This is a genomic window from Ancylobacter sp. GW821-FHT10E12 (assembly GCF_058809335.1).
Genome location: NZ_JBXASN010000001.1, coordinates 1 through 13,507, shown reverse-complemented (window position 1 = coordinate 13,507; position 13,507 = coordinate 1). Strand labels below are relative to the sequence as shown.

General features: G+C 65.9%; 14 protein-coding genes, 1 tRNA gene and 1 riboswitch. Of the genes, 6 read left to right on the top strand and 9 right to left on the bottom strand.

All coding sequences use genetic code 11. The annotated features are described in order from the left end of the window. Nucleotides 1–27: 27 nt before the first annotated feature. Nucleotides 28–163: riboswitch (TPP riboswitch) on the bottom strand. A 50-nt stretch (nucleotides 164–213) separates the two neighbouring features. Beyond that, nucleotides 214–2,502, bottom strand: coding sequence for an MHYT domain-containing protein (locus AC1RU4_RS00075; protein WP_492888939.1), 2,289 nt, complete (start codon nucleotides 2,500–2,502; stop codon nucleotides 214–216). A 328-nt stretch (nucleotides 2,503–2,830) separates the two neighbouring features. On the opposite strand from AC1RU4_RS00075, the gene AC1RU4_RS00070 reads away from it, so the two are divergent. Together AC1RU4_RS00070 and AC1RU4_RS00065 are read left to right on the top strand one after the other, a co-directional pair. Next, nucleotides 2,831–3,550: a phosphatase PAP2 family protein gene (locus tag AC1RU4_RS00070; RefSeq protein WP_492888938.1), complete on the top strand. Its 720-nt coding sequence runs from the start codon at nucleotides 2,831–2,833 to the stop codon at nucleotides 3,548–3,550. Nucleotides 3,551–3,659: 109 nt separating this feature from the next. Continuing rightward, nucleotides 3,660–3,875, top strand: a complete 216-nt coding sequence (locus AC1RU4_RS00065) for a hypothetical protein (protein ID WP_492888936.1) — start codon at nucleotides 3,660–3,662, stop codon at nucleotides 3,873–3,875. Between the two features lie 215 nt (nucleotides 3,876–4,090). On the opposite strand, the gene AC1RU4_RS00060 is transcribed toward AC1RU4_RS00065, so the two are convergent. Beyond that, nucleotides 4,091–4,489, bottom strand: coding sequence for an MAPEG family protein (locus AC1RU4_RS00060; protein ID WP_492888935.1), 399 nt, complete (start codon nucleotides 4,487–4,489; stop codon nucleotides 4,091–4,093). A gap of 76 nt (nucleotides 4,490–4,565) precedes the next feature. Between AC1RU4_RS00060 and AC1RU4_RS00055 the strand changes: the two genes are divergently transcribed. After that, nucleotides 4,566–5,075, top strand: coding sequence for an NUDIX hydrolase (locus AC1RU4_RS00055; protein WP_492888933.1), 510 nt, complete (start codon nucleotides 4,566–4,568; stop codon nucleotides 5,073–5,075). 40 nt (nucleotides 5,076–5,115) lie between these two features. Here AC1RU4_RS00055 and AC1RU4_RS00050 read toward each other — a convergent pair whose 3' ends face one another. Both AC1RU4_RS00050 and AC1RU4_RS00045 read right to left on the bottom strand, forming a co-directional pair. Next, nucleotides 5,116–5,523, bottom strand: coding sequence for a DUF1236 domain-containing protein (locus AC1RU4_RS00050; RefSeq protein ID WP_492888932.1), 408 nt, complete (start codon nucleotides 5,521–5,523; stop codon nucleotides 5,116–5,118). A gap of 121 nt (nucleotides 5,524–5,644) precedes the next feature. Continuing rightward, a complete protein-coding gene (locus AC1RU4_RS00045) occupies nucleotides 5,645–6,898 on the bottom strand; it encodes a multidrug effflux MFS transporter (protein WP_492888930.1) in 1,254 nt (417 codons plus the stop codon). 257 nt (nucleotides 6,899–7,155) lie between these two features. On the opposite strand from AC1RU4_RS00045, the gene AC1RU4_RS00040 reads away from it, so the two are divergent. Then, nucleotides 7,156–7,647, top strand: a complete 492-nt coding sequence (locus AC1RU4_RS00040) for a hypothetical protein (protein WP_492888929.1) — start codon at nucleotides 7,156–7,158, stop codon at nucleotides 7,645–7,647. Between the two features lie 19 nt (nucleotides 7,648–7,666). Here AC1RU4_RS00040 and AC1RU4_RS00035 read toward each other — a convergent pair whose 3' ends face one another. From AC1RU4_RS00035 to AC1RU4_RS00020, 4 genes are all read right to left on the bottom strand, one after another. Further along, entirely contained in the window at nucleotides 7,667–9,082 is a 1,416-nt protein-coding gene (locus tag AC1RU4_RS00035) for a TRAP transporter large permease (RefSeq protein WP_492888928.1), read from the bottom strand. A gap of 78 nt (nucleotides 9,083–9,160) precedes the next feature. Next, nucleotides 9,161–9,700, bottom strand: coding sequence for a TRAP transporter small permease subunit (locus AC1RU4_RS00030; RefSeq protein WP_492888927.1), 540 nt, complete (start codon nucleotides 9,698–9,700; stop codon nucleotides 9,161–9,163). 322 nt (nucleotides 9,701–10,022) lie between these two features. Then, a tRNA-Glu gene (locus AC1RU4_RS00025) sits at nucleotides 10,023–10,097 on the bottom strand. 115 nt (nucleotides 10,098–10,212) lie between these two features. After that, the gene (locus AC1RU4_RS00020) at nucleotides 10,213–10,503 is read right to left on the bottom strand and encodes a hypothetical protein (RefSeq protein WP_492888926.1); all 291 of its coding nucleotides are present in this window, start codon (nucleotides 10,501–10,503) and stop codon (nucleotides 10,213–10,215) included. Nucleotides 10,504–10,549: 46 nt separating this feature from the next. On the opposite strand from AC1RU4_RS00020, the gene AC1RU4_RS00015 reads away from it, so the two are divergent. Together AC1RU4_RS00015 and rpoH are read left to right on the top strand one after the other, a co-directional pair. Then, complete coding sequence (locus tag AC1RU4_RS00015) at nucleotides 10,550–11,602, top strand: RluA family pseudouridine synthase (RefSeq protein ID WP_492888925.1); 1,053 nt, start codon at nucleotides 10,550–10,552, stop codon at nucleotides 11,600–11,602. Between the two features lie 155 nt (nucleotides 11,603–11,757). After that, nucleotides 11,758–12,666 carry an RNA polymerase sigma factor RpoH gene (gene rpoH, locus AC1RU4_RS00010; protein ID WP_492888924.1) on the top strand — a complete coding sequence of 303 codons (909 nt, stop codon included), beginning with the start codon at nucleotides 11,758–11,760 and terminating at the stop codon, nucleotides 12,664–12,666. A 29-nt stretch (nucleotides 12,667–12,695) separates the two neighbouring features. Here the strand turns inward: rpoH and AC1RU4_RS00005 are convergent, their stop codons facing one another. Then, complete coding sequence (locus AC1RU4_RS00005; protein WP_492888923.1) at nucleotides 12,696–13,157, bottom strand: CBS domain-containing protein; 462 nt, start codon at nucleotides 13,155–13,157, stop codon at nucleotides 12,696–12,698. Between the last annotated feature and the right edge of the window lie 350 nt (nucleotides 13,158–13,507).

The following is a 13,507-nucleotide window of genomic DNA, read 5'->3' as shown; positions in this document are numbered from 1 at the left end:
GCCGTTTCGTCATGAGGGAATGGGGTTCCGTCGGTCATGCAGCCTCCCTCCGCCAGTCCAAACTGGATCAGGTTCAAAGGGTCGCCATGCTGCCCGCCTGCGGAACTCCGCTCGCGCGCCGATGGCCTCTCAGCCTCCTGACGAGGCTCCCCCGGACACGATGGATATAATCATTCGCCGGCGCGATGTCACCTTGCGGTCGACAATATTCGCTCACCCCTGCCGTGACGACAAACTCACCACATTGCCCGGCGGCCGATGTGTCGTCTCGCGCAGCATCCGTTCCAGCGAGTCCTGGCTGAACGGTTTGGCGAGACGCGGAATTACCGTCTCCGCCCCGTCCGGCAGCTGTGCGTACCCGGTGCCGAGGACGATCGGAAGCGACGGGAATCGCTCGCGAATTGCCGCTGCAAGCTGCAGGCCGGTCATGCCCGGCATCGCCTGGTCGGTCAGCACCATGTCGAAGCCGTCGCTGGCGGCGAGCACGGCGAGAGCCTCGGTGCCCGAACTCGCCTCGACCACCTGGTAGCCGAGATCCTCGATCATCGCCGCCGTCGCGGTCAGCACCAGCGGATCGTCGTCGACCACCAGCACGCGCTGCGTGCCGTCGACGCGGCGCGGCGGCTGCATCGAGGGCTCGGCGGCAGAGGACAGCGCATCGCGCCGGCCGGGCGCGATCGGCAGGTAGATCGACGCCGTGGTGCCGTGCCCCGGACGGCTCGTCAACATGAGCCGCCCGCCGGATTGCGCGGCGAGGCCGTGCACCATGGCGAGGCCGAGGCCGGTGCCCTTGCCGACCCCCTTGGTGGTAAAGAACGGCTCGGTCGCCCGCGCCAGCGTGGTTTCGTCCATGCCGACGCCGTCATCGGCGACCGTCAGGCGGAAGAAGCTCGCCTCGCCGCCGCCCTCCTCTCCGGCAAGCTCGGCCTTGCCTTCGCTGGCGCCGATCACGATGGTGCCGCCCTCGGGCATGGCGTCGCGGGCGTTGACCGCAAGGTTCAGCAGCGCGAGTTCCAGCTGATTGGCGTCGACCAGCGCCTTCGGCAGGCCGAGCGGGAAGCGGGTCTCGACCTTGATGGTCGGCCCGATCGAGCGGCGCAGCAGGTCGGCCATGCCGAGCACCAGTTCCGGCACGTCGACGGGTTCGGGATTGAGGTCCTGCCGGCGAGCGAAAGCCAGCATGCGCTGCGTCAGCGCCGCGCCGCGCTGCGCGGCCTGCATCGTGTTCTCGATGAGCATCTGCAGGCGCCCATCCTCGGGCGCCCGGCGGCGGGCCAATTCGAGATTGCCGACGATCACCGCCAGTAGATTATTGAAATCATGAGCGATTCCGCCGGTGAGCTGGCCGACGGCCTCCAGCTTCTGCGACTGGCGCAGCGCTGCCTCGGCGCGGCGGCGCTCCGTCACGTCGATGAGGCCGCACAATGTCTTGATGAGATTGCCCTGCATGTCCCGCTCGGCGACGGCGGAAAGGACGCATTCGATCTCGCGGCCATCCCTGGAGATCAGCGTATATTCCGCCTCATGCAGTTCGCCGGTGCCGAGCAGCCGCGGCCAGTGCTCCTCGTTACGGTGCCGGGCGGATTCGGGGGTCATGAAATCAGTGAGCGGACGCCCGACCACTTCCTCTTCGCGATAGCCGAGCAGCTCGAGCCAGCTGTCGCTCACCTGCTGGATTCGGCCATCGGAGCCGAGCGAATGCAGAGGCAGTGGCGTGTGACGGTATAGGTGGCGGAAACGCTCCTCGCTTTCCCGCCACATCGCCGCCTCGCGCTCGGCTAGCAGCCCGAAGCGACGGTCATACAACGCGGCAAGCAGGGAGGCGAAAAGGATCACCATCGTCGAGGCGACGACCGCGGTCACCAGATCGCTGCCGCTCACGACGCTGCCTTCCGCAGGCAGGGGAACCGAGGCGTCGGGAGCCACGGAGAAGCCGGCCATGGCGGTGTAGTGCATGCCGGCAATGCCGATGCCGAGCGCGATCGAGGCCATCAGCCGCTGCGCCACCGAATGACGGCGGAACGCCAGCCACAGCGCGGCGATCGAGGCGGCGATGGCGACGGCGATGGCTGCCCCACCGAACAGCGGCTGGTAGAATGTCTGTGCCTGCAACCGCATCGCCGCCATGCCCGTATAGTGCATGCCGACAATGCCGAGCCCCATGAAGACACCGCTGAGCAGCATCCCCTTCCAGCCTCCGTGCCGGCTGGCTGCGTAGAAGGCGGCGCCGGTGGCGAGAAGTGCGATGACGAAAGAGGCGAGCGTCAGCACGGTGTCGTAGGCGACCGGCATCGGCAGCCGGAAGGCGATCATGCCGATGAAATGCATCGACCAGATGCCGCCACCCAGCACCAGGGCGGCGGCGCAAAGCCAGCCGCGCCGCGCGGCGCCCATCGCCGGCGGAATGCGGGTTGCCAGATCGAGCGCGGTATAGGAGGACGCCGTTGCGATGAACACCGACAAGGCGACTAGCGCGACGTCATGCCCTCCAATGCCATGCATCTCCACTATCGCCGAACTCCCGCAAATACCCCCGGCGGCAGCGCCCGCCGATCCCTGTTCCTGAATGAACAGGCCACCGATCGGCACCTGTTCCGCCCACTCATCCAGAGCATGCCGGCGCGGAACACTCCCGTCGCCCGCGCGTTCGTACCGTTCAGTTCAGATAGCCCAGCAGCCACAAGCCAAGAATGATGGGCAGGGGGATACCGAGGAGCCAGAGCAGACCGCCTTTGAGCATAATATCCTCCTAGAATGCATGTGATCTTAAGAACATCGGGCCGCGCTTCCGGTTCCAGTCCGTCAAAAAATCGATGAAAACGGGAAATGCATGCCGTCGTCCCACTCCAATCCGCCGCCGCGCCGCGCCAACCCGGCCGAGATCAGCGGCCTGTTCGTTCTCGCAATCGCAGCTGCAGGGCTGCTGCTGTTCGCCGTGATCGCCGACTGGGTGGAGGACGGCCAGACGCGCGGCTTTGACGAGGCGGTGCTGCTGTTCTTTCGCGAGGCCGGCAATCCCGCCCTGCCGATCGGACCTGCCTGGCTGGAGATCGCCGTGGCGGATTTCACCAGTCTCGGCAGCACGGCCGTCCTCGCCGTCGTCACCCTGCTGACCGCCGGCTATCTGGCGGTGGACGGCAAGCGCGCCGCAGCGCTGTTCGTGTTCCTCGCCGTCGGCAGCGGCGCGCTGCTGAGCTATGCGCTGAAGATCGGCTTCGACCGCCCGCGCCCCGTCATCGTCGGCCACCTCGTCGACGTGCATACGCTGAGCTTTCCGAGCGGCCATGCCATGGGCGCCGCCGTGACCTATCTCACCCTCGGGGTGCTTATCGTGCGCACCGAGAGCAAGCGACGGATCAAAGTCTATGTGCTCGGCGTCGCGCTGCTGCTCACGCTGCTTGTCGGCCTCAGCCGCATCTATCTCGGCGTGCACTGGCCGACCGACGTGCTCGCCGGTTGGTGCGCGGGCAGCGCCTGGGCGCTTCTATGCTGGCTGATCGCCAACTGGCTGCAACGGCGCGGCCAGATCGAACCGGAGGACGCGGCCTGAGCCGACGCCCATCGTCAAGGCCCCCATGGCGCTCGGGCGTGGCTGCGCCTATGTTGGCTTCATGAGGCCGTGAGAGCCTTGCGAAGAACGCAAATCGAGGAGGAGCCGCATGCCCAACAGCGCGCCGACCGGCAACCTGATCCGCGAAATGGGGGTCATCGAAACCACCCAGTCCGACAACGTCCTGCGATGGGATGGCGAGGATCTCTATGTCGAGCAGGACATCTATCACAACGGCCAGCTGGTCCATCACAAGTACAAGCGCCGGGTGACGCGCAGCGTCGCGCAGGTGCTCGCCACGATGCTGCACGAGCAGGAGCACTGAACGCGCTCCCGTGGCACGACCCGGCGCGGGCAAACGCCACTGCCGGGCTCAGCACCCGATGTGCGCCGACCTCGATTCGCACCTTTTTGGCCTGCGGCACCGCCTGCCGGCGTGGCGGCTGGCCGATGCCTCGTGGATGATCGGCTGGCCTTTCCCCATGGCACGGCGCTTTCGCACAAAGGGGTTCGGCAGGGCGGCCGCCACGCCGAACCCGATCACAGCGGCCGCAGAATAGCGAACAGAATCAATGCCAGCCCCGTCAGGGCGAACAGCCAGACGATGGAGCGCAGATAGGGCACCCCGAGGCCGTAGAGCGGCAGGTAGACGACGCGGGCGGCGAGATACAGCCACGCGCCCCACAAGGTCGCCTCCCCGTTTCGACCCGCGACATGGGCGATCAGCAGCGCGGCGGCGAACAGCGGCAAGGTTTCGAACAGATTGGCTTGCGCGCGGCGCAGCCGCCCGCTCAACACGCCCTCCGGCGGACCTGGCCGGTCGCGGGGACCGGCATTGTAGTCGAGGCCGGTCTCGCCGGTCCTCAGCATGGCCGGCAGCAGAACCTGCACCAGCGCAAGCACCAGCGTCCAGCCCAGCAGCGCGAGTTCGGTCGTCATCAGCAGCCTCGCTGAATTGTCGGGCGGAGCGGATATGAAGAGTCGAATATCAGCGAGGTTCGATTAAATAGGCGTCATGGACAAGGCGAAACAACGCAAGAAGCGCGCGGCGCACGGACGCCCGTTGCAGCAGGTCGCTGCGCTGGCGTTTCGCTGGTCCGACGACATGCGGCTGGAGGTGCTGGTGCTGAGCTCGCGCGAGACGCACCGGCCGGTGATCCCCAAGGGATGGCCGATCAAGGGATGCAAGGACTGGAAGTCCGCCCAGATCGAAGCCCGGCAGGAAGCCGGCGTGGTTGGCACGATCGGGCGCAAGCCCGTCGGTCAGTATCGGTACTGGAAGCGCATGGACCGGCAGTTCGTGCTGGTCCGGGTGTCCGTCTACCCGCTCAAGGTAACGCGCCAGCTGGACGACTGGCTCGAGCGCGGCGAACGCGTGCTCATGTGGATGGCGCCGGAGGATGCCGCGGTGCTGGTCGACGAGACCGACCTCGGCATGCTGATCCTCGACTTCGCGAAGACGCTCTCCGCGAAGTCGCTCGCGCAAGCAAACGACGACAGGGGCCGGCCGGCTGCAGGACAGTGAGAGGCCGCCCCCGTCGGTGCCTGAGCGTCGTTGCCGAATGTTATTCGACGATCTGGACGACGCGGTGCGTTACGGGATCCACCAGCACGGTCCGGTCGTTCACGACCGTGTAGACATAACTCGTCTGGCCGTACTCCGCCGGCACTTCATAGTAGCGGACGCCGTCCGCCGGCAGTTCGGCGCCGACGACCACGTCGCGCTGATAGGCGTAGGAAGGAACCCGTTCCTCCACCACATAGCTGTGGAAGCGCGCGCGATGATCCTCGGAAATGCCGCCGACGATCGCGCCGGCCACGCCGCCCACGACCGCCCCGACCGGGCCACCGACAATGGCGCCGCCTACGGCACCCGTGGTGGCGCCAGCAGCAACGCCAGCTCCTTGCTGCGCGCTGGCGGCAACCGGGACAGAAATGAGAAGTGCGGTAGCAATAATTGCGTGACGTATCATGACATACTCCTGTTGCCCGCCGCCCTATACTTCCGATGACAAAACGCCACCGGAGCAATTCCGTTCCATGATCCGCCGCTTTGGCGAATGGAAGCTGGGCAACGACAGGAGTAGGTGAATACTACGACTGGTTGATCGGCACATTATTATGCGCGCTGAACAGCCGGCCGCGCTCGGCGACAAGCACGAAGACCAGCGCCGCGAGCCCGAAGGCGGCGAAGCCGACCGTCAGCGGCAGCGTCGTGCCGTCGAACATCTGGCCGAGCCCGGCACCGATGACCGCACCGCCGATCGTTGTGGTGAAACCGAGCAGCGACGAGGCCGTGCCCGCCACATGGCCGACGGGCTCCATCGCCATCGCGTTGAAATTGGACACCACGAGGCCGAAGAAAAACATCGTGGCGGCCTGCAGCACCGAGAACAGCAGCAGGCTCTCGTGGCCGCTCACCACCAGCCCCGCATGGGCGATGGTCACGACGAGATAGCCGAGCAGCGCCGCGTGCGATACTCGGCGCATGCCGATCCGGCCGACGATGCGGGCGTTGAGCAGCGACGACAGCGCCATGAAGAAAGCGATGCCGGCAAAAATGGTCGTGAACATGTTCGCAGCGTCGAACGTCTCGGAGAACACCTGCTGGGCGCTGGTGATGAAGCCGAACAGGCCGCTCATGATCATGGTCATGGCGAACATGTAGCCCATGGTGATGCGGCTGCGGAAAACCAGGCCGAAGGCATGGGTGATGCCGCGATAGGAAATCGGGATGCGGTCGTCGGGGTGCAGGGTCTCGGGCAGACGGACGATGATCCATCCGATCAGCAGCGAGCCGAACAGCAGCAGCATGCCGAAGATCGCCCGCCAGGGGGCGACCAGCACGATCAACTGGCCGATCGACGGCGCGATGATCGGCACCGCGAGGAAGACGATGAAGGCGAGCGACATCACCCGCGCCATCTGCCGGCCGGAATAGCAATCCCGCACGATGGCGATGGCGAGGATGCGGGTGGCGGCGGCGCCGATACCCTGCAGCGCCCGCGCCATCATCATGATCTCGAACGAGGGCGCGAACAGCGCCCCGACCGAGGCCAGGGTGTAGATCGTCAAGCCGACCAGCAGCACCCGCCGGCGGCCGAATCGGTCGGAAAGCGGCCCGTAGACGATCTGCGCCGCCCCGAAGCCCAACAGATAGCTGGTGATGATCAGCTGCGTATGATTGGCGGTATCGATCGACAGCGCCCGCCCGATCTCGGGCAGCGCCGGCAGCATCGAATCGATGGCGATGGCATTGGCCGCCATCATCATGGCGATGAGCCCGACGAATTGCCTGAACCCCATGCCGGGATGGGGATCGTCCGGCGTGGGAAGTGCAGAATTCATGCTTGAAAATCCGGAATGAGGCGAACCGTCAGGACGCCAGCGCACGCCTTATCGCGCAAATGGGCGGTGAACCCAATTGAACGGAAGGTGCAGTCGGGCAGAAAACCGGGGGCGTTGCCGAATTGCCCGCTTTCTCGCTCAGCAGCGCAAAGTTGGGGGAATCGACCGCTGGCGGGTCGTATTTATGACAGCTAGCATGATTGCGCAATCGCCGAGGCCTGACGCGGTCGGGCCGGCGATGAAAGGGGAGCGCATCTATGTTTGATCCGACAACCTGGGTTGGCTTTCACACCTGGCTGAGCCTCATCGGCATCGCCACGGGCTTCTTCGTCCTCGCCGATCTCATCTCCGGGCGCGACCGCCCGTTCGTCGCCGGGGTGTTCCTGGTGACCGCCTTCGCGACCAGCGCCACCGGCTTCGGCTTTCCCTTCTCCGGGGTCCTGCCGTCCCACATCGTCGGCACGGTGGCGCTGCTGATACTGGCAGCGACGATTCCGGCACGCTACGGCTTCCATCGGGCCGGCCATGCGCGATGGATCTACGCCGTCGGCTCGGTGGCGAGCCTGTATCTGCTGGTCTTCGTCGGCGTCGCGCAGTCCTTCGCCAAGATCCCGGCGCTGCGCGCGACGGCACCCACCCAGTCCGAACCGCCCTTCGCCATCGCCGAGGGCGTGGTGCTGGTGATCTTCGTGCTGCTCGGCTTCGCCGCCCTGCGCGGAACGCGTGGAATGACGCGGCCGGCCCACTGAGAGACCGGCCGCTTCGGCATCAGAACTTCGGCGGCGCCATCATGTCGAGCGTCGGCGCATCGAACTGCGGGATGTTCAGTTCGATGGTGGAAGGGTCGATCTTGGAGCCGGCGTCGATCCAGTAGGTCACCGATTCCGGCCACATGATCACCACGACCACCAGGATCAGCTGCATCAGCAGCCACGGAATCGCGCCCCAATAGATCTGCGACGTGCGGATCGACGGCGGCGCGATGCCGCGCAGATAGAACAGCGCGAAGCCGAAGGGCGGGTGCATGAACGCGGTCTGCATGTTCACGCACAGCAGAACGCCGAGCCAGATGAGGTTGATGTCCAGCTTGATCGCCACCGGCACGATCAGCGGGATGATGATGAAGGCGATTTCGAAGAAGTCGAGGAAGAACGCGATGAAGAAGATGAAGATGTTGACGAAAACCAGGAAGCCGAGCCGGCCGCCGGGCAGCTGAGACAGCAGGTGCTCGATCCAGCGCGAGCCGTCCATGCCCTGGAACACCAGGCTGAACACCGTCGCGCCGACGAGGATGAACACCACCATGGCGGTGAGCCGCATGGTCGAGGCCATGGCCTGACGGACGAGATCCCAGGTCAGGCGGCGGTGCAGGGCGGCGAGCACCATGGCGCCGACCGCACCCATGGCGCCGGCTTCCGTCGGCGTGGCGAGGCCAAGCGCCAGCGTACCGAGCACCAGCGCGATCAGCACGACGGAGGGGATCATACCCCACAACACCTGGCGGATCAGCGGCCAGCCGGTCTCGCCGATGGCCTCCGGCGGCAGCGGCGGCATGTGATGCGGCTTGAACAGCGACAGCACGAACACATAGATGAGGAAGATCAGCACCTGCAGCATCGAGGGGCCGATGGCGCCGAGATACATGTCGCCGACCGGTTTGCCGAGCTGCTCGGCGAGCACGATCAGCACCAGCGAGGGCGGGATCAGCTGGGTGATGGTGCCCGAGGCGGCAATGACGCCGGTGGCGAGCTTCTGATCGTAGCCATAGCGCATCATCACCGGCAGCGAGATCACGCCCATGGCGATGACCGAGGCGGCCACCGTGCCAGTGATGGCGCCGAGAATCGCGCCGACGATGATCACCGCGTAGGCGAGACCGCCGGGAATGCGGCCGAACAGCTTCCCGGTGCCCTCGAGCAGATCCTCCGCCAGCCCGCAGCGCTCGAGGATGGCGCCCATGAAGGTGAAGAACGGGATCGCCAGCAGCAGGTCGTTGGAGATGATGCCGTAGAAGCGCAGCGGCAGCGCCTGCAGGAAGCTCGGATGGAAGTGGTCGGTCAGGATACCGAGCGTACCGAAGAACAGGCCGACCGCGATCAGCGAGAAGGCGACCGGAAAGCCGATGATCATGAAGCAGATCATGCCGCCGAACATCAGCGGGGGCATCACGCCATGAGAAAACATGTCGGGCTCACATCTGGCAAGGGAACGGACGAGGAAGCGGAAATGCGTTGCGGAGGAAGGGACGCGCTGGCCGGCGCGTCATTGCAGCGGCTTCTCGTAATGGGTCTCGATGGCGATATAGCCGCGCAGGCCCGCGACGCGCTTGATCAGCTCGGACACGCCCTGCAGGGTGAGCAGCGCAAAACCCAGCGGCAGCAGCAGCTTGGCCGGCCACAGGGTCAGACCGCCCGCATTCTGCGAGACCTCGTCGGAGACGAAGGCCTGCCAGAAGAAGGGGAAGCAGAGAAGGGTGAGATAGATGCCCGCGGGGATCAGGATGACGATGAAACCCACCGTATCGACCCACAGCCGCCCGCGATCGGACAGCATCATGTAGACGAGGTCGACACGCACATGCTCGTTCCGCTTCAGCGTGTAGGAGGCGCCGAGCAGCACCACGGCGCCGAACAGATACCACTGGATTTCCAGAAGGCCGTTGGTGCTGTAGCTGAAGATGTAGCGGACGGTGGCATTGCCGGCACTGATCAGGCAGGCGAAGAGCACGCAATAATCGGCGACGCGGCCGAAACGCTCATTCATCCAGTCGATGGCGCGACTGAAGGCGAGAAGCCCACTCATTGCAACGTTCCCCTGGTTTTCGGCGGCGTTTCTGATTGTTGCGTTGCTTCCGCCGATTATAGTCCCTCGCGCAAGCTAGACGATCGTCTCACGCAAGTTTCGCGCTTGGGCCCCCTTTCCCCTTGCAAGGGTCGGATTGGCCCTCGCTCACTGCGCTACCTCAGGCAGAAAACCTGAACCGCTGGGGAAAGCAAGCTGCATCGTGGCGCGCGCCTTCACAACCGCAGGCACCGTTACGTCAATGCCGCAGCATGCTGAAAGCCGATGCGTGCATGGCCGAATGTCGAGGGGGTGGAGAAGGGTTTCAACCCTTGGAAACCGATGGCGCTCCCATGGGGAATCGAACCCCAGTTTTCGCCGTGAGAGGGCGACGTCCTAACCGCTAGACGATGGGAGCATCGCGGCAGGCGGGTCTCTTAGGGCGAAATCCGGCGCATGGCAAGGGCTTCCGGCCGCATCCGACCGATAATCACCGCGGCTGTCCACAGCTCCCCAAATCCGCCGGCTGCGCCTCACGGCTCGTGCGCATAGCCGAGGACGCCGCGCGGCGCGCGGGTCTCGAGATCGAAGAGCCGCGTCTCCACGGCACCCATGCGGCTCACCGTCACCGCGATGAGGCCGTCGGCAACCGACGTGGAAAGCACCTGCGCGCCCGGCGGCAGCAAAATTGTGCCGGTCAGTTCCTTCGGCGTGCTTTTCCATCCGACCATGACCCTGTATCCGATGGCACCGAACAGGACGAGAAAGCCGAAGCCCATCAGCAGGCCGGAAAAGGCCGCCAACCCTTTCAGCTTGCGCAGCACGCGCTCCTGCTGGGGATCGAGCCTGTCGTCTGCATCAGGAGAAGTCATGGGCACACCGCCGGACGAGCCGCTGGAGGATTTCGAGGAAGCCGACGACGCCGCGGTCGCCGACACGCGCCTCGATATCATCGCCGGGCCGGAGGATGAAGGCCTGCGCCTCGACCGCATGCTGGTGCGTCACCTGCCGGACATGAGCCGCACCCGGCTGCAGGCGCTGCTGGCGGAGGGCCGGCTGCTGCGCGACGGGCGGCCGGTGACCGGGGGCTCCGCGCGCGTGCCCGCCGGGACGCGTTTCACCCTGACGCTGCCGCCGCCGGAACCGGCCAAGCCGGTGGCGCAGGCCATCCCGCTTGCCGTCGTCTATGAGGACGACGATCTGATCGTCGTCGACAAGCCCGCCGGCATGGTGGTGCATCCCGCCCCCGGCAACCCGGACGGCACGCTGGTCAACGCCCTGCTCCATCACTGCGGCGCCAGCCTTTCCGGCATTGGCGGCGTGCGCCGGCCGGGCATCGTCCACCGGCTGGACAAGGAAACGTCCGGCCTGCTGGTCGTCGCCAAGAACGACCGGACGCATCGGGCGCTCGCGGCGCAATTCGCCGATCACGGCCGCACCGGGCCGCTGGAGCGGCTCTACGTCGCCTTCGCCTGGGGAGTGCCGGACCAGCCCCATGGTACGGTGGACGCCCCGCTCGCCCGCCATCCGATCTCGCGCGAGCGGATGGCCGTGCGAGCGGCCGGGCGCTTCGCCATCACCCATTGGGAACGGACGGCGACCTATGAGGACGCGGAGGGCCGGCCGGTCGCGAGCCGCATCGAATGCCGGCTGGAGACCGGGCGCACCCACCAGATCCGCGTCCATCTTGCCCATATCGGCCATCCGCTGCTCGGCGACATGCTTTACGGCCAGGGTTTCCGCACCAAGGCCGCCCGCCTCGCCGAGCCGGCGCGCGCGGCGCTGGAAGCGCTGTCGGGGCAAGCACTTCACGCCGCCCTGCTCGGCTTCGAACATCCGGCGACCGGCGAGGCCATGCGCTTCGAGAGCCCGCTGCGGTCCGATCTCGCCCGCCTCGAGGCCGCGCTCGCCGGCGCGGCCTGAACGCTTCTGCGGCCTCAACCCTTCGTGACCGGTTTTGATGATGCCATTGCGCAAAACCGTGCGGTTGCTGTTATGCTAATGTGTCGGCTGGCGAGATGCGGCCGAGATTTCAGGTCGCCCGTTAATGGGGACCGAAACGAAAGGAGGGCGCTACGATGGCCCGTTCCGCAATGACGATTCCGTCGGCCGAAGGTGGCCTCAGCCACTACATGGCCGAGATTCGGCGGTTTCCGATGCTGGAGCCGCAGGAAGAATACATGCTCGCCAAGCGCTGGCGCGAGCATAACGACCCCGATGCCGCCCACAAGCTCGTCACCAGCCACCTGCGTCTGGTCGCCAAGATCGCCATGGGCTATCGCGGCTACGGCCTGCCGATTTCCGAGGTGATCTCGGAAGGCAATGTCGGGCTGATGCAGGCGGTCAAGCGCTTCGAACCCGACAAGGGCTTCCGCCTCGCCACCTATGCGATGTGGTGGATCAAGGCGTCGATCCAGGAATATATCCTGCGCTCCTGGAGCCTGGTGAAGATGGGCACGACCGCGGCCCAGAAGAAGCTTTTCTTCAATCTTCGCAAGGCGAAGAGCCAGATTTCCGCGCTGGAGGAAGGCGACCTGCGCCCCGAGCAGGTCGCCCAGATCGCCACCAAGCTCGGCGTCACCGAGCAGGACGTGATCGACATGAATCGTCGTCTCGGCGGCGATTCCTCGCTCAACTCCCCGCTCCGCGGCGATGTCGAGGGCGGCGGTGAATGGCAAGACTGGCTCGCCGACGATCACGACAGCCAGGAGACCCTGCTGGCGGAAACGGAGGAATTCGATAACCGCCGCAATGCCTTGGTCGGCGCGCTGTCGGTTCTGAACGACCGCGAGCGGCGCATCTTCGAGGCGCGCCGCCTCGCCGACGACCCGATGACGCTGGAGGATCTCGCCGCCGAATTCGGCGTGTCGCGCGAGCGCGTGCGGCAGATCGAGGTTCGGGCCTTCGAGAAGGTGCAGAAGGCGGTGATCGACCGCGTCAACAAGATGGAAGCGCCGGCGGCCCGGGAGGCCTCGCCGGCGCTGTGAGGCGCCTGCCGCGCGGGTAAAATCGAGCCTCAGGCCGAAAGCTGCATCGGCGGAGCCCCGGTTTCCGCTTGGGCGTGCGTGGCGAATTCCTCAGCCTTTCGAACGTCATAGGCGAGGACGTCGCGGATGGAGAGCACCCCGACCAGCTGGTGATCCTGCAGCACCGGCAGGTGGCGGACATGGTGTGTGTCCATCAGCGCGCGGACATGATCGACGCTGTCGTCCATCCGGCAGGAGATCATGTTGCGCGACATGAGGTCGGCGACGCGGGCCTTGAGCGCCGCCGCGCCGCCCGCGGCGATCGCCCTCACCACGTCGCGCTCGGAGAAGATGCCGACGACGGTGTCGCCCTCCGAGCCGCAGGCATCCTTCACCACCACGGCGCCGATACGCTCGCGGTTGAGCAAAGTCGTTGCCATTTCAACGGTTTCGGTCATGCGCACGGTGGGGACGCGCGCGGGTTTCAGCTTCATGAGATCTGCGACGAGCATGGCGTTCCCTCCCTGACGGTGCCTGCACGGTCTTCACGATCTTATTCTTTAGGCTGATGCTGGTATACAATACACCCTTTGTCAACGAGAAGACGTTGCGCAGCGCAGCACAACCGATGGAAGGCATTCCGGCCAGCCGGCCGGTTCGGCGCGCAGTGCAGTGAGGTGTATGGTGAGCCCGATTGGAGCCCGATGCCGGATCGTTTGTCCAGTGGGACCGATCGGGTGGTAATCGCGCCATGAAGAAAGGGCGCCCCCCCGTATCCGGTGGCGCCCCTGTCTTGCGTGTCGCGGCGGCGTCGGCCAGCGCCCTGCCGGAGCACCGCCGCCCCGCCCTCCCGGCTGTTCAG